This is a genomic window from Bacillus alkalisoli (assembly GCF_002797415.1).
Taxonomy (GTDB): domain Bacteria; phylum Bacillota; class Bacilli; order Bacillales; family Bacillaceae_I; genus Bacillus_CD; species Bacillus_CD alkalisoli.
The window spans coordinates 38,737-61,628 of the sequence record NZ_NISO01000006.1; the positions used below are offsets into that span (position 1 = coordinate 38,737).

Below are 22,892 nucleotides of genomic sequence, written 5' to 3' on the forward strand. Positions count from 1 at the left end.
CTATGCTAAAAAAGAAAAATGGTTTCTAATAGAAAACCACATTTTTACATACGCGCTATTGATTTTACTATCTTTTCCAAGCATACTAATTTTATACATATAAATGTAGAAAACGCACAAAAAAATAGACGCTCAGAAAAATACATATTGGCATTAAACAATGCTATCACAAGAAAAATTAAACGTCAACCTTTTTTTGCTTTTATGATATAATAACCTTTTTTCTTTACCACTACTTCTACTTCATCAAAAACATCTGTAAGTTTATCGATAGCTGAAGGAGCACCTTGCTTTTTCTGTATCACGATCCAAAGCTCACCTTTATCGACTAATCTATCAAATGCATTTTCTAGAATTTCATGGACAACTTTCTTCCCAGCCCGAATAGGTGGATTGGATAGGATGGCTGCATACTTATTATTCTGCACACTTTCATATATAAAGCTTTTTAAGACTGTTACGTTTTTCACTTGATTTTTTTCAGCATTCTCTGTAGCCAATTGCAAAGCTCTTTCGTTTACATCTACCATCGTAATTTGTTTGTCGTTGTACCTTTTCGCAATGGAGATTCCTATCGGGCCATAACCACACCCTACATCTAAAATTCCTCCATCTGTTTCGGGAGATACAAACGTTTCTATTAATAAGCGTGATCCGAAATCTATCTCTTTTTTTGAAAACACTCCTGCATCTGTTATGAAACTAAATTTCGTTTCATTTAACATAAAATCGAAAGACTGCCTATTACTTTCAACAGAAGGGTTATTTGTATAATAATGATCCGCCACGACGCAACCTCCTTTGTAGATTAAAAATCATAGCATAACAACTTTATTATTATCTCTTTCGAGTAAAAAAATATACGTGGAAAAGCAGTAAAAAAGCCCGCTAACACGTTAGCGAGCTTTTAGCAATATTACTTAACTTCTACAGAAGCTCCAACTTCTTCAAGTTTAGCTTTCACTTCTTCAGCTTCTTCTTTAGCAATACCTTCTTTAACAGCTTTAGGAGTGTTGTCAACTAATTCTTTAGCTTCTTTTAAGCCAAGACCAGTGATTTCACGTACTACTTTGATAACTTTAATTTTTTGAGCACCAGCAGAAGCTAATACTACATCAAATTCAGTTTGCTCAGCAGCAGCTTCAGCGCCACCAGCAGCAGCCATTGCCATAGGTGCAGCAGCAGTTACTCCAAATTCTTCTTCGATAGCTTTTACTAAGTCGTTTAATTCTAAAACAGTCATGTTTTTAACTGCTTCAATGATTTGTTCTTTAGTCATTGTTATTTCCTCCTTGTGATTGTTAAATAGTTTTATTTTTAACTAACTTGCAAGTTGTAAATTAAGCGCCTTGTTCTTCTTTTTGTTCTGCAACTGCTTTCGTAACAAGAGCCATGCTGCGCATTGGAGCTTGAAGAACAGATAGTAACATTGAAAGTAAACCTTCGCGCGATGGAAGTTCAGCAAGAGCTTTCACTTCTTCAACAGACGCTACGTTTCCTTCAATTACACCAGCTTTAATTTCTAATGCTTCATGCTTTTTAGCGAAGTCATTTAAAATTTTAGCAGGAGCAACTACATCTTCTGTAGAGAACGCGATTGCGTTCGGGCCAGTTAACGCATCGTTAAGACCGTTAATTTCAGCCGCTTCTGCAGCACGACGAGTTAAAGAGTTTTTGTAAACTTTGAATTCAACTCCAGCTTCACGAAGTTGTTTACGAAGTTCCGTTATTTCAGATACTGTTAAACCACGGTAGTCTACAACGATTGTTGATACAGACGCGCGTAATTTCGCAGCGATATCATCAACAACTTGCATTTTTAATTCAACTGCTTTGCCCATCGTTACACCTCCTATTAAGTGATTACTACTTATACCGACCGGTGTACATTAAAATACCCCCACATGACATGGAGGTAGAAATTTAATCGTTAAAACAAAATTGCTTTATCGTCAAATTTACACCTCGGTAGGGAATTAAGCTACTAAGTAGCACCTACTGTCTACGGTACAAACAATATTATATTTTTAACACAACGATTATTATAATCGCGTGAGTTATAAAAGTCAATATGTTAGTTTTTTACAGTGAAAGTAGAAGGATCAACTTTTACACCAGGTCCCATTGTAGAAGTAACTGTAACGTTCTTCACGTAAGTACCTTTTGCAGCAGCAGGCTTCACTTTTAACAAAGTATCATAGATAGTTGCGAAGTTTTCTACTAACTTCTCGTTTTCAAACGAAACTTTTCCGATTGGAACGTGAATGTTACCAGCTTTGTCAACGCGGTATTCTACTTTACCAGCTTTGATTTCGTTAACTGCTTTCGTTACATCAAATGAAACTGTACCAGTTTTAGGGTTTGGCATTAATCCTTTAGGTCCTAATACACGACCAAGCTTACCAACTTCACCCATCATGTCTGGAGTAGCAACGATTACGTCAAAATCAAACCAACCTTGTTGGATTTTAGTGATGAAATCTGCATCCCCTACATAGTCAGCTCCAGCAGCTTCTGCTTCTTTCGCTTTTTCACCTTTAGCAAATACTAATACACGTTGAGTTTTACCTGTTCCGTGTGGAAGAACTACAGCACCACGAATTTGTTGATCGTTTTTACGAGGGTCAACTCCTAAACGGAATGCAACCTCTACTGTAGCGTCAAACTTAGCAATGCTAGTCTTTTTCGCTAATTCAACCGCTTCTGTAACAGAGTATGCTACTGTACGGTCTACTAATTTAGCAGCTTCAATAAACTTCTTACCTTTTTTAGCCATTTTAAACGTCCTCCTTATGTGGTTTTAGCGGAATAACCTCCCACGAATAAAGGTTGCGAACTGGCCATAAACCGATTCGCAACCCTGTAAACATTTGCCTAACAGTTAATGGTATTAGTCTTCAATAACAATACCCATGCTGCGAGCTGTACCTTCAACCATGCGCATTGCAGCTTCTACACTTGCAGCGTTTAGGTCTGGCATTTTAGTCTCAGCAATCTCGCGTACTTTGTCGCGCTTAACTGTTGCCACTTTATTACGGTTTGGTTCACCAGAACCAGACTGGATACCAGCTGCAACTTTTAATAATACTGCTGCAGGTGGAGTTTTCGTAATAAATGTAAATGAACGGTCTTCAAAAACCGTAATTTCAACAGGGATAATTAATCCAGCTTGATCTGCAGTACGAGCGTTGAACTCCTTACAGAAACCCATGATGTTAACACCTGCTTGACCTAATGCCGGTCCAACTGGTGGTGCAGGGTTTGCTTTTGCTGCTGGAATTTGTAATTTTACCATTTTAATTACTTTTTTAGCCACGAGACACACCTCCTTAAGTCCGTGATGTGGTATTTGGGATTGCTCCCTCCCACTCTCCAAATTCTTTATAATAAAAGATAAAGAATGTTAAAATTAGAACATCTCATTTTGAGACATACTGACCTTTGAAATAATACCATTTATTAATATTAATTTCAAGTTCTTTTCGATTATATTTTTTCTACCCCAGTAAAGTCAAGCTCTACTGGCGTTTCTCTACCAAACATATTAACTAGAACTTTTAATTTCTGCTTATCTTTGTCTAGTTCTTCAATTGTTCCAGTAAAGTTCGCAAATGGACCTTCTTTTACTTTCACTGTTTCGTTTAGTTCGAAATCGAACTCAACTGTTTTCTCTTCCATTCCCATACGCTTTAAAATGAAATCTATTTCATCTTGTAATAATGGTGTAGGTTTTGATCCTGCTCCACTAGAGCCTACGAAGCCAGTTACACCTGGTGTATTACGTACAACATACCATGAATCATCTGTCATAACGATTTCAACTAGAACGTAACCTGGGAAAACTTTCTTCTTGGTAACTTTCTTTTTCCCATTTTTAAAATCCGTTTCTTCTTCTTCAGGAACAACAACACGGAATATTTTATCTTGCATCCCCATTGATTCTACACGTTTTTCTAAATTTGCTTTTACTTTATTCTCATAACCAGAATAAGTGTGAACGACATACCAGTTCTTTTCCATCCGCAAGGACTAATGTCCGTCCCCCCTCAAAAATATATTTTTAGACAAATGAAAAAACCCGTTGAACGGGTTTCTCGAGTTACAATATTATTCACATTATACCATGAATAGACAATCGTTATTCAACATTTTAGAAAAATAATCGAATAATCGATTTTGTTTCGTCCTAGATCACTACTAAGCGAACCTTGAATATGAAATTAATTAACTCAATTATAAGATATTACGTAAAAGTGCAGAAATACCTGTGTCAATCAAACCAAAGAATACCGCAACTAAAGCGACTGTTGTTACAACAATAACTGTATAGCGTGTTAATTCTTTTCGCTTTGGCCAGCTAACCTTTTTCATTTCACGAACTACATCACGGAAAAACTTAGTTAATCGTTGCATTCATGTAACCTCCAACCCCGTAAAGTCCAAATCTATTTTGTCTCACGATGAGCAGTGTGAGCATTGCATACTTTGCAAAACTTATTTATTTCTAAACGCTCGCTTTGGTTAGTAGCATTTTTAGTGGTTGTATAGTTTCTTGAACCACAGCTTGTACATGCGAGCACTACTTTTTTATTCATTGTTTTATCACCACATAAATTTTTATGTCCTTCAAACTGTAACACAATCGTAATACGAGTGTCAATAAACCGTTTGGTCTACAGAGTAATCTCTCGTAACTCTAAGTACCTCTCTAGTTTTCTTTTCACACGTTGGAGTGCGTTGTCAATCGACTTTACATGTCGGTTTAAATCTTCTGAAATTTCTTGGTATGAACGACCATCTAAGTAAAGCACTAGAACTTTTCTCTCTAAATCGCTTAATAGTTCTTCCATCTTTACTTCAATATCATCAAATTCTTCTTGATTGATAATTAATTCTTCTGGGTTCATCACTTTTGCTCCAGAGATTACGTCCATTAATGTACGATCTGATTCTTCATCATAAATTGGCTTGTCCAAGGAAACATATGAATTTAATGGAATATGTTTCTGTCTAGTTGCCGTTTTTATTGCCGTAATAATTTGCCTTGTAATACACAACTCTGCAAATGCCTTAAAGGAAGATAACTTGTCCTCTTTAAAATCACGGATAGCTTTATACAAACCTATCATTCCTTCTTGGACAATATCTTCGCGGTCTGCACCAATTAAAAAATAGGATCTTGCTTTGGCACGCACAAAGTTTTTGTACTTATTAATTAAGTAATCTAAAGCTTCGCTATTACCTGCATGCACTAATTCTACGACATGTTCATCTTCCATATGTTCCAATTTATCATGTGCCAATAATTGGTCGCTAATCACCACAAGAATCCCCCCGACCGTACAGTAGATAGCAATATTATACAGTAGTTATAAAAGTCCGGTCAACCTATCATCGCTTCCCTCGACGCCATTTTTCGAAAATTTGTGAAATTTCTTCATTCAATTCAATTCTTTTAGATGGTTTTTTATTAGAAAAACTAATAACTCGCTTTTGAATTTTTAATTCTATTGCATTGATTTCAGTTAATAGCTCTCTAGCAGATTTTCGAAGTGCACCTTGCCCAAAAATTGCCCATTGTTCAGTAAAATCAGATGTAGCAACATGAACTTGCGTCTTAATATTTGAAAGCTCGATTGCTAATTTTTCTATCCGTTCATCTGCGGTTTCATTTTCCTTCGTATATATAACTTCCACTCTGTAATTATTATATTTGGTTTCTACCCCTTGTGTTAAATGAGCATCAAACACAATGATACAACGAAAGCCTGTATATGCTTGGTATTCAGCCATTTTAGAAACGAGAATATCTCTAGCTTGCGCTAGATCCTCGTTTCTAATTTGGCGTAATTCATGCCACGCGCCAATAATGTTATAGCCGTCGACTAGTAATATGTCCATTACCTATTATTCCCCAACAGGGTTTCTTTTTCTATACACCTCATACATTAACAAACTTGCCGCTATTGAAGCGTTTAGCGAAGTGACCTTTCCTACCATTGGTAGTGATAATAAAAAGTCGCATTTTTCCTTTAGTAATCGACTCATTCCTTTACCTTCACTACCAATAATCAAGCCTAGGGGAAGTGAACCATCCATCTGGCGGTAGTCTACTTTACCCTTTGCATCCGTTCCGAATATCCATAGTCCTCTATCCTTTAATTCATCGACCGTTCTCGCTAAATTCGTAACCCTCACTACTGGGATATGCTCTATTGCTCCTGTAGATGCTTTCGCAACTGTTGCTGTTAAACCAACTGACCTACGTTTTGGAATGATTATTCCATGTGCTCCAATAGCATCAGCTGTTCTCATGATGGACCCTAAATTGTGCGGGTCTTCTAATTCATCAAGGATAAGAAAGAAAGGCGCTGTACCGCTTTTTTCTGCATTTGCAAATAAATCGTCCATCTCCGCATAGTCATATGCCGCTACAGATGCAATAACACCTTGATGATTTCCTTCTGCTAGTTGGTCTAACTTTTTCTTCGGTACGAATTGAATGATTATATTCGCTTCTTTAGCTAATCCAATAACCTGTTGTATGGAACCTTTCGTTGCACCTTCTCCAACCCAAATCTTATTTATTTCTCGGTTTGCTTTAATCGCTTCTAATACAGGGTTTCTACCAATAATAAATTCTTTAGACACGCCCTACACCCCTTTCATCGTCTACCATCTGCATGCATGTATTAATAAATTGTTCCATTCTTTCCTCTTCATCATTTAAAAATAAATGGCCAATCAAAGCCTCAAACGCGGTTGAATAACGGTATGTTTGGACATCAGTATTTTTCGGTACTGTCCCAGACTTCGCGTTTCTCCCACGCTTAATTACTGCAATTTCTTCCTCTGAAAAAAAGTTCTTATCCATTAACTTGTGTAAAAGGTTAGCTTGTGATTTTGCAGATACATACTTTGTACCTGTTTGATGAAGTTGATTCGGTCTAACATTACCTTGCTCTAGTAAATGCAACCTCACATAACTTTCATAAATGGCATCTCCTACGTACGCCAACGCTAAACTATTCATTTGTTTTGCATCTAAATTCTTTTTTACTTTCACCTTTTATCCTCTTTTCCACCTTGTTCCTTGCGGAGTATCTTCTAAAATAATATTTCGTTCTTTTAATTCATCTCTAATTTTATCTGCAAGAGCAAAGTCACGGTTTTTTCTCGCATCAATTCGTTGCTGAATTAACAATTCAATTTCCTCATCCAATAACTCTTGCTCTTTTTGCATTGTAATTCCTAACACATTGAAAAAATCATCAAATGACTGAATGAACGCATATATTACACTTTCAGATGTTACATTTTCATTTAAATACAGGTTAGCTTGCTTCGCTAAATCAAACAAAGTAGAAATAGCGTTCGCCGTATTAAAGTCATCGTCCATTGCCTCAATAAATTGTTGCTTAAAACTAGCTACTTTTTCTAACCAATCTTCTGTATTATGTGCTAAATTTGTACTACTTTCTAAACGATGTTTCAGATTAAAGTAAGATGTAGATAATCTCTCTAACCCGTTCTTCGTATTTTGCAATAATTCCTCATTATAGTTGATCGGATGACGGTAATGTACGGAAAGCATAAAGAAACGAATTAATTGTGGGTCGTGTTGCTTAATAATATCGTGTACAAGTACAAAGTTTCCTAGTGACTTAGACATTTTTTCGTTATCAATATTAATATACCCGTTATGCATCCAATATTTTGCGAATTGTTTCCCAGTCACTGCTTCTGATTGAGCAATTTCATTTTCGTGGTGAGGGAATGCTAAGTCTTGCCCCCCTGCATGTATATCAATGGAATCTCCTAGATACTTTTTTGCCATGGCAGAGCATTCAATATGCCAGCCAGGTCTACCTTTGCCCCATGGACTATCCCAAAAGATTTCTCCTTCTTTTGCCGCTTTCCATAAAACGAAGTCTAATGAATCTTGCTTTTTCTCCCCAACTTCAATACGGGCTCCTAGCTGTAATTCATCAATAGATTGGTGAGAAAGCTTTCCGTAGCCTTCGAATTTTCTCGTTCTATAATAAACGTCACCACCAGATTCGTAAGCAAAATCTTTATCAATTAATGCCTCGATAAATTCAATGATGATGTCCATACTTTCTGTTACTCTAGGGTGTGCATCCGCTTTTTTGCATCCTAGTGCAGCCGTGTCTTCAAAGTACGCCTCAATGAAACGCTCTGCGATTGTTGGAACATCTTCGCCTAATTCATTTGCAGCTTTAATTAACTTGTCATCTACATCTGTAAAGTTTGAGATATACTTCACGTCATATCCGCGGTACTCTAAATATCTTCTTACTGTATCAAATGCAATGGCTGGACGAGCATTCCCTATATGAATATAGTTGTAAACAGTAGGACCACACACGTACATCTTTACCTTTCCTTCTTCTAACGGTATGAAGGGTTCTTTTTTACGAGTTAACGTGTTATAAAGTTGAATAGCCATATTATGACCTCTCTTTCCATTTCTGTAATTGTTCCTGTAGTTCTTTCACTTCATTTTCGAGTTCTAAAAATCTATCTGCAATTGGATCTGGTAAGTCTTGATGGTTTAGATCTTTCTTTACCTTAACACCGTTTTGAATAACGATTTTTCCAGGAATACCAACAACGGTAGAGTTATTAGGGACATCTTTTAGTACAACGGAACCCGCTCCTACTTTAGAGTTTTCACCAATTGTAATATTCCCTAACACTTTCGCTCCAGCTGCAATTAGTGCATTGTCTTGCAAGGTCGGGTGTCTTTTCCCCTTTTCCTTACCGGTACCTCCGAGTGTAACTCCTTGATATACTGTTACGTTATCGCCAATTTCACACGTTTCTCCAATGACTACTCCCATTCCGTGATCGATAAAGAACTTTCTTCCTATTTTTGCCCCAGGATGTATTTCAATTCCCGTAAAAAATCTGCTTATTTGCGATACAGATCTCGCTAGGAAAAACAACTTACGTTTAAACAAGCCGTGTGCTAATCGATGCGCCCATATGGCATGTAGTCCAGAATAAGTTAAGATGACTTCTATATAACTTCTAGCTGCTGGGTCTTGTTCAAAGATTACTTCAATATCTTCTTTTAAAATTTTCCACATTTTCGTTCCTCCTTTACGAGGGGTTTTATTTTTCTTTTTTCAACATACCTTACATTGCTAACTGTTGATTTCAGCTGCAGGTGTTCGCTTTTGGCGCCTGTGGGGTCTCGCTTGACGCGCTTTCCCGCAGGAGTCTCACACTCGCAGCTGAAATCAACTTTTTTGCGTTTTAAAAAACTAAAAAAGTCTCTGTGTCATATTGACACAGAGACGCTTTCGGCGCGGTTCCACTCTGTTTAGATATAGTAAATGCGCTTTACTATTTCTCCACTCTTCCTCGTAACGGGAGGTTAGCCGCTATTACTTACTAGGCTAGCTTTCAAGCTTTTTAGCAATAGACTCCGAGGTGCACTTCAAAGGACTGATTCATAAGCTACTCTCACCAAACGTAGCTCTCTCTGGAATGACTCAATTCCATTTACTCTCCTCTTCTTCGTTCCAATATTATTTTAATAACAGTTCGTTTTTCGATAGCCATAATTTTAAAAAGGCATTTAGTACTTATACTATATTACCTTTTTAAAGATTTGTTAACTAAAATAATTTCATAATGACAGTTCGTTTAGTGTAAAACAAAATTTTTGCCAAAATAACGCTTATTCATCCATTAAGTAATGGTCTTTGTTTTATATGATAGTAATCAGTTTTATTATTTGTTTTTCGTATAGTATTTGTACATTACAAAACTAACTTAACTAAAAAGTTTTTCTAATCGCGCTAAAACTGTTTCTTTACCTAATAAGCTTATTGCTTGTGGTAAGTCTGGGCCGTGTGTTTGACCCGTTGTAGCAACACGTATTGGCATAAATAAGTTTTTACCTTTTTGGCCAGTTGCTTTTTGAACAGCTTTTATTGCAGCTTTAATATTGTCTGCAGAAAAATCTTCTAAAGCTGATAGCTCTTCATGGAATGCTTTTACTACCTCTGGAACTTGTTCTTGAGCTAAAACTTCTTTTGCTTCTTCTTCATACTCAATATGAGTTTTAAAGAACAATTCTGTTAGTGATACAATTTCTGCACCATAGCTCATTTTTTCTTGATGTAACGCTATTAAATCGCGTGTCCAATCTTTTTTTGCATCCGTCATATTTTCTGGTAGAAGACCTGCCTTCATTAAGTGTGGTAACGCTAACGTAACAAGTGTATCTACGTCTAACTTTTTAATATATTGATTATTCATCCATGTTAATTTTTGTGTATCAAAAACAGCTGGTGATTTGGATAGTCGGCTAGGATCAAAGATGTTAATAAATTCTTCTTTTGAAAACAATTCTTCTTCTCCACCCGGAGACCAACCTAACAAGCCAATAAAATTAAATAGCGCTTCTGGTAGGTAGCCTAACTCTTCGTATTGTTCAATAAACTGAATAATACTTTCATCACGCTTACTAAGCTTTTTACGGCTTTCATTCACAATTAACGTCATATGACCAAATTGAGGAACGTCCCATCCAAGTGCTTCATAAATCATAATTTGTTTCGGTGTGTTAGAAATATGGTCATCACCACGAAGAACGTGTGTAATTTGCATTAAGTGATCGTCAACCGCTACTGCAAAATTGTACGTCGGTGTACCATCTTTTTTCACAATTACATAGTCACCAATGCCTTCTGTTTCAAAGGATACTTCCCCTTTAACCATATCAACAAACTTTATATCTTTCCCGGTTGGTACGCGAAAGCGGATGCTAGGTAATTTCCCTTCTGCTTCATATGTTGCTCTTTGCTCCTCTGTTAAATCACGATGTTTCCCGGAGTAACGAGGATTCTCGCCTTTAGCCGCTTGCTCTTCACGCTCTGCCTCCAATTCTTCTTCCGTGCAATAACATTTGTAAGCTAAACCTTTTTCAAGTAGCTCCTCATAATACTTCTTGTAAATGTCGTTTCGTTCTGACTGACGATATGGACCGAACTCTCCACCAACATCGACACTTTCATCCCAGTCCATTCCAAGCCATTTTAAAAATTTTAACTGACTTTCTTCTCCGCCTTCAATATTGCGCTTTTTATCTGTATCTTCAATGCGAATAATAAACTTTCCATTTTGGTTGCGAGCATATAAGTAGTTAAATAATGCTGTTCTGGCATTTCCAATATGTAAGTGCCCTGTTGGACTTGGGGCATAGCGTACACGTACTGACATTTGTAGTTCCTCCGTTTTCAATAAAATCCTTGCACTATTTTATCATAAAAAACTAAAAATAATAGGAGTTTTTAGTTTTTCATTAAAAGTACTGTCGCTTGGGAGGCGATACCTTCGCCACGACCTGTAAATCCTAACTTTTCAGTTGTTGTTGCTTTTACGTTTACTTGATCTGACGATGCTTCTAAGAGCTCCGCTATTCTTTCTCTCATCGCTTGAATGTGCGGTGCCATTTTGGGCATTTGGGCAATAATCGTACAATCGATATTTCCTAGGCTATAACCACGTTCCGTAACTAACTTCCAAACATGTATTAATAATTGGGCTGAATCAGCATCTTTAAATGCTTCATCTGTATCTGGAAAATGTTTTCCGATATCGCCTTCTCCAATAGCTCCTAGACATGCATCCGCAATAGTGTGTAATAACACATCTGCGTCTGAATGACCTAATAATCCCTTTTCATAAGGGATTGTAATTCCACCAATAATAAGTGGTCTTCCCTCTACAAGTTGATGTACATCAAAACCTTGTCCAATTCGAAACATATCGATATCCTCCGTTAACTATCACTAATTGTTCTTTGATAAAATTGCATTTGCGTAAAGTAAATCTTCTTGAGTGGTAAGTTTAATGTTCTCATAGTCTCCCTCAACAATGTGAACGTCCACACCTATTCTCTCTACAAGACTAGCTTCGTCTGTGCCTAAAAAGTTATCTTTCTTAGCTTTTTCATGAGCTTCATCTAATATGGAAAAACGAAAAGCTTGTGGTGTTTGGATGCTCCACAAGCTAGACCTTTCGATTGTTTCCGTCGCAATACCATTTATAACTTTTTTGATGGTATCTTTTACAGGTACAGCTAAAATTGCTGCACCTGTTTCTGTTGCTTTCTCTACTAACCGATGGATGAATGTTTGACGTATGAATGGTCTTGCACCATCGTGCACTAGAACAATTCCGTCTTTCTTTGCTGCCTTCATCCCATAGTAAACACTATCTTGACGCTCTTTTCCTCCGTGTACAAGCTTTTTCACTTTTGTAATGCTGTACTTTTCCAGAAGAACTTGAAACATATCTATTTCTTGCTCATTAACAACCATTAATATTTGATCACATAGTGGGTCATGTTCAAAAACTAGTAATGTATGAATAATAACTGGCTTTTGTTCTAATTCAATAAACTGCTTGTTCATTCCAGCGTTCATCCGCTTTCCTTGACCTGCTGCAGGAATGATTACTTGATAAGACATACTAATTCTCCACTCTATTATAATGCTTTTTCTAAAAGTTTAGGCTTTGCAAAAATCATACGGCCAGCAGACGTTTGTAGTACACTTGTTACTAACACTTCAATATGCTTTCCGATATAATCTCGACCTTCTTCTACAACAATCATCGTTCCGTCATCTAAATAGGCCACACCTTGGTTATATTCTTTCCCATCTTTAATAACTTGAACGGTCATCTCTTCCCCTGGAAGTACTACTGGCTTAACAGCATTAGCTAAATCGTTAATGTTAAGAACCGCTACGTTTTGTAATTCACATACTTTATTTAAATTAAAATCATTAGTAACAACAACGCCAGAAGTTAATTTAGCCAGTTTCACTAACTTACTGTCCACTTCTTGAATCTCTTCATAGTTGCCTTCATAAATTTCTACTTTGATAGCTAATTCTTTTTGAATTCGATTTAAAATATCTAAGCCACGACGCCCTCTATTTCTTTTTAATACGTCAGAGGAGTCTGCTATATGTTGAAGCTCTTCAAGAACAAATCGAGGAATGACAATCGTTCCCTCTAAAAATCCAGTTTGACATATATCCGCAACTCGCCCATCTATAATAACACTTGTATCTAAAATTTTTAATTTTTTAGAAGAAAGATCCACCTCTTCGTCTTCTGTGGCTTTCTTTTTTCCAAATTTAGTAGAAATAGAAAATAAACTTACTAATTCATCACGCTTTTTAAATCCTACTTGGAACCCTAAATAACCTAATAATAGCGTTACAAAAATCGGTATTACCGTACTTACAATTTGAAAAGGGATTTTCTCTAATGGAATAACAGCTAAGTAAGCAACAATTAAACCAAGTATCAAGCCTAAACTACCAAACAAAACGTCAGTAACTGGAGCTTTTACAATGGACTCTTCCACCCACTTAATAAAGCCAACTACATAATCAACAAACCAAAAAGTAAGAATAAAAAATATAATGGCACCAAAAATGGCAACAGTATAAGGCTTGTTTAGCAGTTCTATACCACCTAAATTTAATAATGAGAAAAGTTCAGGAATAAAAAATATACCTAGCATTCCACCTATAACAATAAAAAATAATTGAACAATGCGCCTTAACATTGTTTCACCTCCCTTTATACATTATAAACAGTTTCAAACAATTGAAACGTCATTATGCTTAGAAAAATATTTTTTGTTAAGTTTTTGACATGTTTCTGCAATATTGTTGTCACGAAAGTCGCCTCTTTTGGTAGAAAGTTATATTTGCCTATCAATTAACAGTTGATCCTGAATACGTTTTAAGCCTTCTTTTATCTTTCTCGCCCTTACTTCCCCAATACCTTCTACATCATCTAACTCTTCAACCGAAGCAACCATGGTATGCTTCAATCTTTTAAAACGGGTTACTAAGTTTTCGATGATTACTGGTGGGAGGCGTGGAATTTTATGAAGAACTCTATATCCTCTGGGTAAAACTAATTCTTCTGGACTTGTAAAGCTAGAATAACCTAATAGCTTTAATATGATGTTATCATCTAACAAGTCTGTATTGGAAAGCTTCTGTAACTTTTTTAATATAACAAATGCATCTACATTTTTTTCCACACAATAATCCTTAATTAATAAAATTGTCTCTTCTTCCATATGTGCGATTAACTCTGTAAGCTGAAGACGGATAAGACGACCTTCTGTTCCTAATTCATTAATATAGCTAATGATTTCATTTTTTATTCTTAATACCATTTCTATACGATGTATAACCTGCAAAAGTTCCATAAACGTAACTTGTTCCTCAAATTCTAGTGCTCCTAAATTCGTTATACTTTGATCAAGTACCGATTTATACTTTTCTAACGTTTGGATTGCTTGATTTGCTTTCGTAAAAATTACTCCGATATCTTTTAATGCATAGCGAAATTCACCTTTGTATAAAGTGATAACGTTACGTCGTTGAGAAATAGCAACAACAAGGCTCCCAGTTTGCTTTGCCACCCGCTCTGCTGTACGATGTCTCATTCCTGTTTCGGTAGAAAGGATAGTTGGATTAGGAGTTAATTGTGCGTTTGCATATAATATTTTAGTGCCTTTTTCATTTAATATAATGGCTCCGTCCATTTTAGCTAACTCATACACATAAGCTGGACTAAACGAGCAATTTATAGAAAAGCCGCCGTCCACAATTTCTTTTACTTTCTCGTTATATCCAACAACAACAAGACCACCAGTATTCGAACGCAAAATATTGTCTAGCCCTTCACGAATTGGGGTGCCAGGTGCAATAAACTGTAAAATTTCTGCCACTAGCTTTTCATTTTGATTTATATCTTCCATTCTTGTCTCTAACCCCCTAGAACATATTGCAATGCTTGTTCTATCGTTGCAACCCCTATAACTGCAATCCCTTCTGGAGCCGTCCAACCGCCTAAGTTTTTCGCTGGTATAATGACACGTTTGAATCCTAACTTTGCCGCTTCCTGAACACGCTGCTCTATTCGTGAAACCCTCCGAATCTCTCCAGTTAATCCGACTTCTCCAATAACTACATCCGCTGCATCTGATGCTTGATTTCGAAAACTGGAAGCGATACTTACTGCAATTGCCAAGTCTATAGCTGGTTCATCGAGTTTGACACCACCAGCAACTTTCAAATAAGCATCTTGGTTTTGTAATAATAGTCCTACTCGTTTTTCAAGTACAGCCATAATTAAGTTAACTCGGTTATGATCGATGCCAGTTGCCATTCTTCGTGGATTTCCGTAGCCTGTCGCGGAAATAAGTGCTTGTATCTCTACTAATACCGGACGGGTTCCTTCCATAGATGCGACTACCGTTGAGCCTGCCGAACCTTTTGAACGCTCCTCTAAAAATATCTCCGATGGATTTTGCACTTCCGCTAAGCCAACTTCTTTCATTTCAAATATTCCAATTTCATTTGTCGATCCAAAACGATTTTTAACGGATCGTAATATTCGATATGTATGGTGACGCTCTCCTTCAAAATAAAGAACTGTATCTACCATATGCTCTAAAAGACGCGGCCCAGCTATTGCTCCTTCTTTTGTTACATGCCCAACAATAAAGGCAGCGATGTTTTTTGTTTTGGCAATTCTCATCAATTCTGCTGTACACTCACGGACTTGCGATACGCTACCAGGCGCAGAAGTAACTGCTGGGTGATAAACTGTTTGAATTGAATCAACAATCAATAATGTTGGTTGTACCTCTTCTACCGCTTTTGCAATCAAATCAAAGTCTGTTTCCGATAATACGAAAAGCTCATCTGCATTGACCTCTAAACGATCGGCGCGTAATTTTGTTTGCTGAACAGATTCTTCACCAGAAATATATAACACTCTATGCTTCTTTGTAGCTAATTGAGAACAAACTTGCAAAAGAAGTGTAGACTTTCCTATACCAGGGTCTCCCCCTATTAATACAAGGGAACCTTGTACAATACCTCCACCTAACACACGGTTAAATTCCTCCATGTCTGTAAAAATGCGTGGTTCTTTCATCGTTTGAATGGAAGTGATTGACTCTGGCTTTCTTATCGTTGCAGCACCTGTTGTAAAAGCACCTCTTCTGCCAGTACTTCTCTCCTCTACCTCTTCTGTCATCGTATTCCAAGCATTACACCCTGGGCACTTCCCCATCCATTTTGGTGATTCATACCCGCAACTCTGACAAATAAACTTCGTCTTACGTTTTGCCATACTAAAACCCTCTCCAGTTAAAAATACCATTGTTTTCCTAATTTTATGATACAACATTTAATATGTACAATCTAATTTTAGCTATTATTTTTTCATGAAAAGTGAGTTTCTACCTATACAAGAAAGAGGTAAACACATTTTGCTTATGTTTACCTCCTTTTTATTAATTTAGCTCTGTTATACACCTCTGTTGACTTCCGCGCATATCTCCGCTTCCGCGGGACAAGGAAGGCTACGGCAGCGAAGCATCGCACGAAGAAAATGCGGTAGCATTTTCAAGGAGTCTACGACAGGCGCTCCAATCAACAGCTAGATTGTTATAATAAATCAACATACCTTTTTAACATAGCCAATAAATAATTAGACAGTTATTTAACTTTTTCTACAGGGCGGACAATAAATTCGTTTTCAACGACATCTAAAACTATTTTTTGTCCTTTTTCAATTGTTCCTTTTAATAGCTCTTCTGAAAGCTTATCTTCAATATGCTTTTGAATAGCACGGCGTAGTGGTCTTGCCCCGTACTCTGGGTCATAACCCTCTTCAGAGATTTTATCTTTAGCTGCTTCCGTTAATTCCAACTCAATATCTTGTTCTTTTAAACGTTTTGTTAGTTGATCAGCAAGTAATGTAACAATCTCTTTTAAGTGTGGCTTCTCTAAAGAATGGAACACAATCATTTCATCGATACGGTTTAGGAATTCTGGACGGAACGCTTTTTTCAGCTCATCCATCACTTTTCCTTTCATATCTTTATAATTTTGGTTTTCATCTTGTACGTTAAAACCAACATACTTATTACGTTTAAGAGCTTCTGCTCCCACATTGGACGTCATAATTAAAATAGTGTTTCGGAAATCTACTGTTCTACCTTTAGAATCTGTAAGTCTGCCGTCTTCTAGTACTTGTAGTAAAATGTTGAACACATCAGGATGTGCTTTTTCAATTTCATCTAATAAGACAACAGAGTAAGGCTTACGGCGAACTTTTTCTGTTAATTGTCCACCCTCATCATAACCTACATACCCTGGAGGAGAACCCACTAAACGCGATGTAGAATGTTTCTCCATAAATTCAGACATATCAATACGAATCATAGAATCTTCATCACCGAACATAGACTCTGCTAAAGCTCTTGCAAGCTCTGTTTTACCTACCCCTGTAGGCCCAAGGAAAATAAAGGAGCCGATAGGACGCTTCGGGTCTTTTAAACCAGCACGTGCACGGCGAACAGCTTTTGAGACAGCTTTTACTGCTTCATCTTGACCAATAACACGTGCATGCAACAATTCCTCCATGTTAAGAAGCTTATCTGTTTCTGTTTGTGCTAATTTGGATACTGGAATTCCAGTCCAGCTAGCAACAACTAAAGCAATATCTTCTACAGTTACTTCATTATTTTCTTGTCCTTGCTTTTCTTTCCACTGCTTCTTCGTTTCTTCTAACTTTTCGCGTAAACGCTGCTCTGAATCACGTAAAGAAGCTGCTTTTTCAAATTCTTGGCTTTGGACCGCTGCATCTTTTTCATTTCTCACTGTTTCAAGCTTTATTTCTAACTCCTTTAAATTTGGAGGAGTTGTAAAAGAACGTAAACGAACTTTAGATCCTGCTTCATCAATTAAGTCAATTGCTTTATCAGGTAAAAATCGGTCAGAAATATAACGGTCAGAAAGTTTCACTGCCTGATCAATCGCTTCATCCGTAATGGAAACTCTGTGATGCGCTTCATAGCGATCTCGTAATCCAGTTAAAATTTGAATCGATTCTTCAATTGTTGGCTCATCCACTCTAATTGGTTGGAATCGACGCTCTAGTGCTGCATCTTTTTCAATATATTTACGGTATTCATCTAACGTTGTTGCACCGATACATTGTAATTCTCCACGAGCTAAAGACGGCTTCAAAATATTCGATGCGTCAATTGCTCCTTCTGCACCACCAGCGCCAATTAACGTATGCAACTCATCAATGAATAAAATGATATTTCCTGCCTGGCGAATTTCGTCCATTACTTTCTTAAGACGATCTTCAAACTCACCACGATATTTTGTGCCAGCAACAACAGTTCCCATATCTAATGTCATGACTCTTTTATCACGTAAAATCTCTGGAACCTCATTATTTACAATCTGCTGGGCTAATCCTTCAGCGATCGCTGTTTTCCCGACTCCAGGCTCACCGATTAGTACTGGGTTGTTTTTTGTTCTTCTACTTAATACTTCAATCACTCGCTGAATTTCTTTACTTCTACCGATAACAGGGTCTAAACTACCTTCACGTGCTACAGCAGTTAAATCTCTCGCTAAGCTATCTAAAGTAGGAGTATTTACATTAGAAGTAGATCCACCTTGGTGTGAACTCGATGTTTCACTGCTTCCTAACAGTTGGAGTACTTGTTGACGTGCTTTGTTTAAGCTCACACCTAAATTATTTAGGACGCGTGCCGCAACACCTTCACCTTCACGAATTAATCCAAGTAAGATATGCTCTGTTCCAACATAAGAATGACCTAACTTTCTTGCCTCATCCATTGAAAGCTCAATCACTTTCTTTGCTCTTGGTGTATAGTGAGGAATAGACTGTGTATTTTCTTGTCCGTGTCCAATTAAATTTTCTACTTCTTTTTGAATCTTTTCTGGTCCAAGTCCTAGTGCAACTAATGCTTTTGCAGCTATACCTTCCCCTTCACGAACTAAACCAAGTAAGATATGTTCTGTTCCTATATTGTTATGACTTAATCTAAGTGCTTCTTCTTGAGCAAGTGCTAATACTTTTTGTGCTCTCTCTGTAAATCTACCGAACATCATACATCATCGCCTCCAGTTTCTTTCGTTTTTTCTAATTGTAGTCTTTCTCTTATTAACGTTGCTCTTCTTATATCACGCTCATTCGGTCTTAGTGGACCGCCTGCGTATTGTTGTAAAAATCCTGGTTGGGTTACAATCATTAATTCATTTAATATCGTTTTTGATACTTGTTTTATGAGTCCTAAGTCAATACCTAGTCGAACATCTGACAAACATTTTGCAGCTTCTTTTGTTTCAATGATTCTACTATTTACTAGAACACCATAAGACCTAAACACTCTGTCTTCTAATTGTATGTGAGAAGTTTTAAGTAATGCTTCTCGTGCAGATCTCTCTTGCGTAATTAATTGATTTACTACACTTAATAAGTCTTCAACAATGTCTTCTTCAGATTTTCCAAGTGTTATTTGATTAGAAATTTGAAAAATGTTTCCTAAAGCTTCGCTACCTTCCCCATAAATTCCTCTAACAACTAATCCTAACTGATTAATTGCAGGAACAATTCGATTCATTTGCTGTGTAAGAACTAATGCAGGTAAATGCATCATGACAGATGCACGTAAACCGGTACCTACATTCGTAGGACAACTTGTTAAATAACCGTATTTTTCATCAAATGCATAGTCTACCTTTTCTTCTATCGCATCATCCAACTCTTGAGCGACTATTAATGCCTCTTCTAGCTGTAAGCCAGGAAATAAGCATTGTATGCGAATATGATCTTCTTCATTTAACATGATGCTTATGCTTTCATCTTGAGAAAGCAAACATGCCCCGTATGGTGAATCTTCAGCTAGATGAGGGCTTATTAGATGTTTTTCTACAAGCACCCTTTTTTCTACAGGTTTCAAATCACTAATCGTTACAAGCTCCAGTTCTTTAAACAAAGCTGATTCAACCATTTCTTTTGTTAGTAACTCAACAATTCCCTTTGATTCTTCGTTTGAAGCAACCGTTGGGTAATTAATATCTTCTAAGTTCCGAGCTAGACGAACTCGACTGCTTAATACGATGTCAGAAGCTGGCCCTTCATCGTTCATCCATGAGCTCAACGCAAGGTTAAGAAACTTTTCAAGAGACATTTTACTCTTCCCCCTCTTTACTTAATTTCTTCTCTAACGCTCTTATACTATCGCGAACTTTGGCGGCTTGCTCAAATTCTTCCTGTTTAATTAATTCCTTTAATTCTACTTTTAAAGATTCTAGTTCTTTCTTTACATGTATGCTACCACCGATTCGCTTTGGAACTTTTCCAGCATGCTCAGCATTTCCACTGTGCAATCTTTTTACAATTGGCTCTAAACGAGTTTGGAATGCTTTATAACATTGCGAGCACCCAAACCTTCCTACTTTTGCAAATTGGCCAAACGTCATTTTACATTTCTCACATTGAATAACTTTTTGTTCTGCAAAAGCATTTTGACTCGCTTTATTAATAAGTGGTTCTGTGTTTAGTAAGCCACCTAATAAGTTATTGATGGAAAACCCAGCATTACCAGGAAAAGAAAACATTTCCCCTTTTTCTTGCGCACATACTTCACATAAATGCACTTCTGACTTTTCACCATTTATTATTTTTGTAAAGTGCAAGGTAGCTGGTCGTTGTTGACATTCTTGACAGATCACGATACATCTCTCCCTTACCGATACTTTAATGTAGTAATCATCGCATGTAACATGCGAGCACGTAATTCATCTCTTTCCGGAAGTTCTAAGTATAAGACAGAACGGTCCATTACACTTATCATAATCTTCGCTTCTCTAGAAGAAATAACTCCTTCTTCTATAAGTCGAAAAATCACATCTTCCGCACTAGATTGCGATATTCTGTTATGAACAATAGTTAAAACTTGGTCAATAAGGTGTAAGTTATCATGAGGCTTAATCTTAATGATGCGAATATAACCACCACCGCCACGTTTACTTTCCACTACGTAACCACGCTCTAAAGTAAATCGCGTATTAATAACGTAGTTAATTTGAGAAGGTACACATTCAAACTTATCAGCAATTTCACTTCGTTTTATTTCTGCAAAATTTTCTTCATTACGTTCTACTATTTGCTTTAAATATTGTTCAATTATATCTGAAATGTTTCTCATGCTACCCCTCCCCTCTGACCTTGACTATCTTTGACTATAATTAAAATATATATAAACTTAAAGGATTTTTCAACTATTAAGTACCTAAACAGAGTTCCACTTTTTGTTAGGAATTAAACATGAATAAGAAAAAATAATACATTTTTCTATGTAATTATTAAATATCAACTAATGTTTGAATTGTTGCAGGGTAATGACAAATTGATGTAGAAAAGATTAATTCATTGGGAAAAACAATGCGTGTAAAAAGAGGAATGAAAGGAACATATATGAGAAAAATACCAGAAAACTATTCAAACATGATAACTGCTATTCATAAAGAGAAAGGACGAGAATGGTTAAACAACCTCCCCTCTCTAATTTCTTATTGCGAAAAAAAGTGGAACTTTTACATACAAGAGCCTTATGAACTTTCATACAACTATGTTGCTCCAGTAATTTGCAGGGATGGAAAGAAGCTCGTATTAAAATTATCTGTACCTAATCATGAATTTGAAGATGAACTAACCGCTATTTCATTATATAAAAATAACAAAGGAATGGTTAATTTAATAGACTGTGAAAAAGAAACTGGAATAATGCTTTTAGAGCAACTGGTACCTGGGATACCGTTATCCACCATCAAAAATGATCAAGCTACTACTCTTCTTGCTGCCCAAGTAATGAGACAGTTATGGAAAGAAGCTCATTTGCACACACCATTAAAAACTACCCAACAAAATGAATTTTCGTTAAAGAGAATTATTCAACAAAATCCGAATGGCATTGGTCCCTTTTCAATTGATTTGTTGTTAAATGTTTTATCTATATTTAGCCGTTTGAATTCTAGCATTCAAAAATATTATGTATTACACGGGGATTTGCATCATTATAATATATTATCCTGTCATGCCAGAGGATGGGTTGCGATTGACCCTAAAGGCTTAGTAGGCGAAAGAGAGTATGATGTTATACAGTTTTTATTAAATAGATTGCCAAATGATAATAAGACCCACGTTATTCAAAAACGTATAGAAATTTTTGTGGAACAATTAGATTTGAATAAAGAAAGGTTATTACTTTGGGGATATGTTCACTCGATTTTGTCTGTTTGCTGGTCAATAGAAGAAGGCGGAGACTGTAATAAGGACTTTTTCGAAGTAGTAGATATCTTTAATAGGTTATACTTGAGTGAGTTTCCAAATGGGGGTTATGGAAAACAATGAACTTTCTCGGTCTATCAAGTTCGTTTTCTTCTAATTTATAACTAAGTTTCACTTCATCTTTTACATACAAAAAAGCCCATCGCCTAAACGCTTAACTTTTCTTTTCTCATTGCCCTGGCAACGTCCTACTCTCACAGGGGGACAGCCCCCAACTACCATCGCACCGAAGAGCTGAACTTCCGTGTTCGCGGTGAAACCAGATGAGCTTCGAATCTCTTCGTCTGCTTCCGTCGCTACGTTCCTCACGTACCCTCGCAAACGTACACTCTGGTACTCACTCCGTCGCATCCTCGACCTTCTCGCTCCTCTGGTCCCGCCGAGTATCTGGTTTATATTTTATCCTGTATTCCTACTTTATATTAGACCTTCGGTCTTTCATCCCCATTCCTCACACGAACAAAAAAAGCCCAGCGTCTAAACGCTGAACTTTTCTTTTCTCATTGCCTGGCAACGTCCTACTCTCACAGGGGGACAGCCCCCAACTACCATCGGCGCTGAAGAGCTTAACTTCCGTGTTCGGTATGGGAACGGGTGTGGCCTCTTCGCCATCATTACCAGACATA

General features: G+C 36.9%; 25 protein-coding genes, 1 rRNA gene and 2 other annotated features. Of the genes, 1 reads left to right on the top strand and 25 read right to left on the bottom strand.

Translation table 11 applies throughout. From position 1 onward, the window contains the following. Positions 1-185: 185 nt before the first annotated feature. The 24 genes from CDZ89_RS19345 to CDZ89_RS19460 all read right to left on the bottom strand — a co-directional run bounded on the left by CDZ89_RS19345 (position 186) and on the right by CDZ89_RS19460 (position 21,124). Positions 186-788: a class I SAM-dependent methyltransferase gene (locus tag CDZ89_RS19345; RefSeq protein WP_096155989.1), complete on the bottom strand. Its 603-nt coding sequence runs from the start codon at positions 786-788 to the stop codon at positions 186-188. A gap of 128 nt (positions 789-916) precedes the next feature. Continuing rightward, entirely contained in the window at positions 917-1,279 is a 363-nt protein-coding gene (gene rplL / locus CDZ89_RS19350) for a 50S ribosomal protein L7/L12 (protein WP_100334344.1), read from the bottom strand. A 61-nt stretch (positions 1,280-1,340) separates the two neighbouring features. Further along, the gene (rplJ, locus tag CDZ89_RS19355; protein WP_100334345.1) at positions 1,341-1,841 is read right to left on the bottom strand and encodes a 50S ribosomal protein L10; all 501 of its coding nucleotides are present in this window, start codon (positions 1,839-1,841) and stop codon (positions 1,341-1,343) included. A 41-nt stretch (positions 1,842-1,882) separates the two neighbouring features. Next, positions 1,883-2,026 (bottom strand) — a sequence feature (ribosomal protein L10 leader region). A gap of 48 nt (positions 2,027-2,074) precedes the next feature. Further along, on the bottom strand, positions 2,075-2,776 hold the full coding sequence (rplA, locus tag CDZ89_RS19360) for a 50S ribosomal protein L1 (protein ID WP_096155994.1): 702 nt from the start codon (positions 2,774-2,776) through the stop codon (positions 2,075-2,077). Between the two features lie 114 nt (positions 2,777-2,890). Further along, a complete protein-coding gene (gene rplK / locus CDZ89_RS19365; RefSeq protein WP_141395235.1) occupies positions 2,891-3,316 on the bottom strand; it encodes a 50S ribosomal protein L11 in 426 nt (141 codons plus the stop codon). A 170-nt stretch (positions 3,317-3,486) separates the two neighbouring features. Continuing rightward, on the bottom strand, positions 3,487-4,020 hold the full coding sequence (gene nusG, locus CDZ89_RS19370) for a transcription termination/antitermination protein NusG (protein WP_096155996.1): 534 nt from the start codon (positions 4,018-4,020) through the stop codon (positions 3,487-3,489). A gap of 213 nt (positions 4,021-4,233) precedes the next feature. Beyond that, entirely contained in the window at positions 4,234-4,413 is a 180-nt protein-coding gene (gene secE, locus CDZ89_RS19375; RefSeq protein ID WP_096155997.1) for a preprotein translocase subunit SecE, read from the bottom strand. 32 nt (positions 4,414-4,445) lie between these two features. Continuing rightward, on the bottom strand, positions 4,446-4,595 hold the full coding sequence (gene rpmG, locus CDZ89_RS19380; protein WP_096156000.1) for a 50S ribosomal protein L33: 150 nt from the start codon (positions 4,593-4,595) through the stop codon (positions 4,446-4,448). Positions 4,596-4,673: 78 nt separating this feature from the next. After that, positions 4,674-5,330: an RNA polymerase sporulation sigma factor SigH gene (gene sigH, locus CDZ89_RS19385; protein WP_255249861.1), complete on the bottom strand. Its 657-nt coding sequence runs from the start codon at positions 5,328-5,330 to the stop codon at positions 4,674-4,676. 61 nt (positions 5,331-5,391) lie between these two features. Continuing rightward, on the bottom strand, positions 5,392-5,901 hold the full coding sequence (locus CDZ89_RS19390) for an NYN domain-containing protein (RefSeq protein WP_096156003.1): 510 nt from the start codon (positions 5,899-5,901) through the stop codon (positions 5,392-5,394). A gap of 6 nt (positions 5,902-5,907) precedes the next feature. Continuing rightward, positions 5,908-6,651 (bottom strand): 23S rRNA (guanosine(2251)-2'-O)-methyltransferase RlmB, encoded by a 744-nt coding sequence (gene rlmB, locus CDZ89_RS19395; RefSeq protein ID WP_096156005.1) that lies wholly within the window; start codon positions 6,649-6,651, stop codon positions 5,908-5,910. After that, on the bottom strand, positions 6,644-7,033 hold the full coding sequence (locus CDZ89_RS19400) for a Mini-ribonuclease 3 (RefSeq protein ID WP_096157022.1): 390 nt from the start codon (positions 7,031-7,033) through the stop codon (positions 6,644-6,646). Before CDZ89_RS19400 ends, rlmB begins: the two co-directional genes overlap by 8 nt. A gap of 36 nt (positions 7,034-7,069) precedes the next feature. Then, positions 7,070-8,470 carry a cysteine--tRNA ligase gene (gene cysS, locus CDZ89_RS19405; protein ID WP_096156006.1) on the bottom strand — a complete coding sequence of 467 codons (1,401 nt, stop codon included), beginning with the start codon at positions 8,468-8,470 and terminating at the stop codon, positions 7,070-7,072. A gap of 1 nt (position 8,471) precedes the next feature. Continuing rightward, positions 8,472-9,113, bottom strand: coding sequence for a serine O-acetyltransferase (gene cysE / locus CDZ89_RS19410; protein WP_100334347.1), 642 nt, complete (start codon positions 9,111-9,113; stop codon positions 8,472-8,474). Positions 9,114-9,316: 203 nt separating this feature from the next. Next, positions 9,317-9,556 (bottom strand) — a binding site (T-box leader). Between the two features lie 248 nt (positions 9,557-9,804). Further along, positions 9,805-11,256, bottom strand: coding sequence for a glutamate--tRNA ligase (gene gltX / locus CDZ89_RS19415; RefSeq protein WP_100334348.1), 1,452 nt, complete (start codon positions 11,254-11,256; stop codon positions 9,805-9,807). A gap of 71 nt (positions 11,257-11,327) precedes the next feature. After that, positions 11,328-11,804, bottom strand: a complete 477-nt coding sequence (gene ispF, locus CDZ89_RS19420) for a 2-C-methyl-D-erythritol 2,4-cyclodiphosphate synthase (protein WP_096156010.1) — start codon at positions 11,802-11,804, stop codon at positions 11,328-11,330. 24 nt (positions 11,805-11,828) lie between these two features. Continuing rightward, positions 11,829-12,509 (bottom strand): 2-C-methyl-D-erythritol 4-phosphate cytidylyltransferase, encoded by a 681-nt coding sequence (gene ispD, locus CDZ89_RS19425; protein WP_100334349.1) that lies wholly within the window; start codon positions 12,507-12,509, stop codon positions 11,829-11,831. A gap of 17 nt (positions 12,510-12,526) precedes the next feature. Further along, entirely contained in the window at positions 12,527-13,621 is a 1,095-nt protein-coding gene (locus tag CDZ89_RS19430) for a PIN/TRAM domain-containing protein (RefSeq protein ID WP_100334350.1), read from the bottom strand. A 138-nt stretch (positions 13,622-13,759) separates the two neighbouring features. Next, positions 13,760-14,833 carry a DNA integrity scanning diadenylate cyclase DisA gene (gene disA, locus CDZ89_RS19435; protein WP_100334351.1) on the bottom strand — a complete coding sequence of 358 codons (1,074 nt, stop codon included), beginning with the start codon at positions 14,831-14,833 and terminating at the stop codon, positions 13,760-13,762. Between the two features lie 8 nt (positions 14,834-14,841). After that, positions 14,842-16,215: a DNA repair protein RadA gene (gene radA / locus CDZ89_RS19440; RefSeq protein ID WP_096156017.1), complete on the bottom strand. Its 1,374-nt coding sequence runs from the start codon at positions 16,213-16,215 to the stop codon at positions 14,842-14,844. Positions 16,216-16,583: 368 nt separating this feature from the next. Then, positions 16,584-19,022 carry an ATP-dependent protease ATP-binding subunit ClpC gene (clpC, locus tag CDZ89_RS19445; protein WP_100334352.1) on the bottom strand — a complete coding sequence of 813 codons (2,439 nt, stop codon included), beginning with the start codon at positions 19,020-19,022 and terminating at the stop codon, positions 16,584-16,586. Next, positions 19,019-20,104 (bottom strand): protein-arginine kinase McsB, encoded by a 1,086-nt coding sequence (locus tag CDZ89_RS19450; protein ID WP_096156020.1) that lies wholly within the window; start codon positions 20,102-20,104, stop codon positions 19,019-19,021. The genes clpC and CDZ89_RS19450 overlap by 4 nt, the downstream gene beginning before the upstream one ends. A 1-nt stretch (position 20,105) precedes the next feature. Continuing rightward, positions 20,106-20,648: a protein-arginine kinase activator protein McsA gene (locus CDZ89_RS19455; RefSeq protein ID WP_096156022.1), complete on the bottom strand. Its 543-nt coding sequence runs from the start codon at positions 20,646-20,648 to the stop codon at positions 20,106-20,108. Positions 20,649-20,662: 14 nt separating this feature from the next. Next, positions 20,663-21,124 (bottom strand): CtsR family transcriptional regulator, encoded by a 462-nt coding sequence (locus tag CDZ89_RS19460; protein WP_096156023.1) that lies wholly within the window; start codon positions 21,122-21,124, stop codon positions 20,663-20,665. Positions 21,125-21,360: 236 nt separating this feature from the next. Between CDZ89_RS19460 and CDZ89_RS19465 the strand changes: the two genes are divergently transcribed. Beyond that, positions 21,361-22,329 (top strand): aminoglycoside phosphotransferase family protein, encoded by a 969-nt coding sequence (locus CDZ89_RS19465; protein WP_096156025.1) that lies wholly within the window; start codon positions 21,361-21,363, stop codon positions 22,327-22,329. A gap of 442 nt (positions 22,330-22,771) precedes the next feature. Here CDZ89_RS19465 and rrf read toward each other — a convergent pair. After that, positions 22,772-22,888, bottom strand: a 5S ribosomal RNA gene (rrf, locus tag CDZ89_RS19475). Positions 22,889-22,892: the final 4 nt, after the last annotated feature.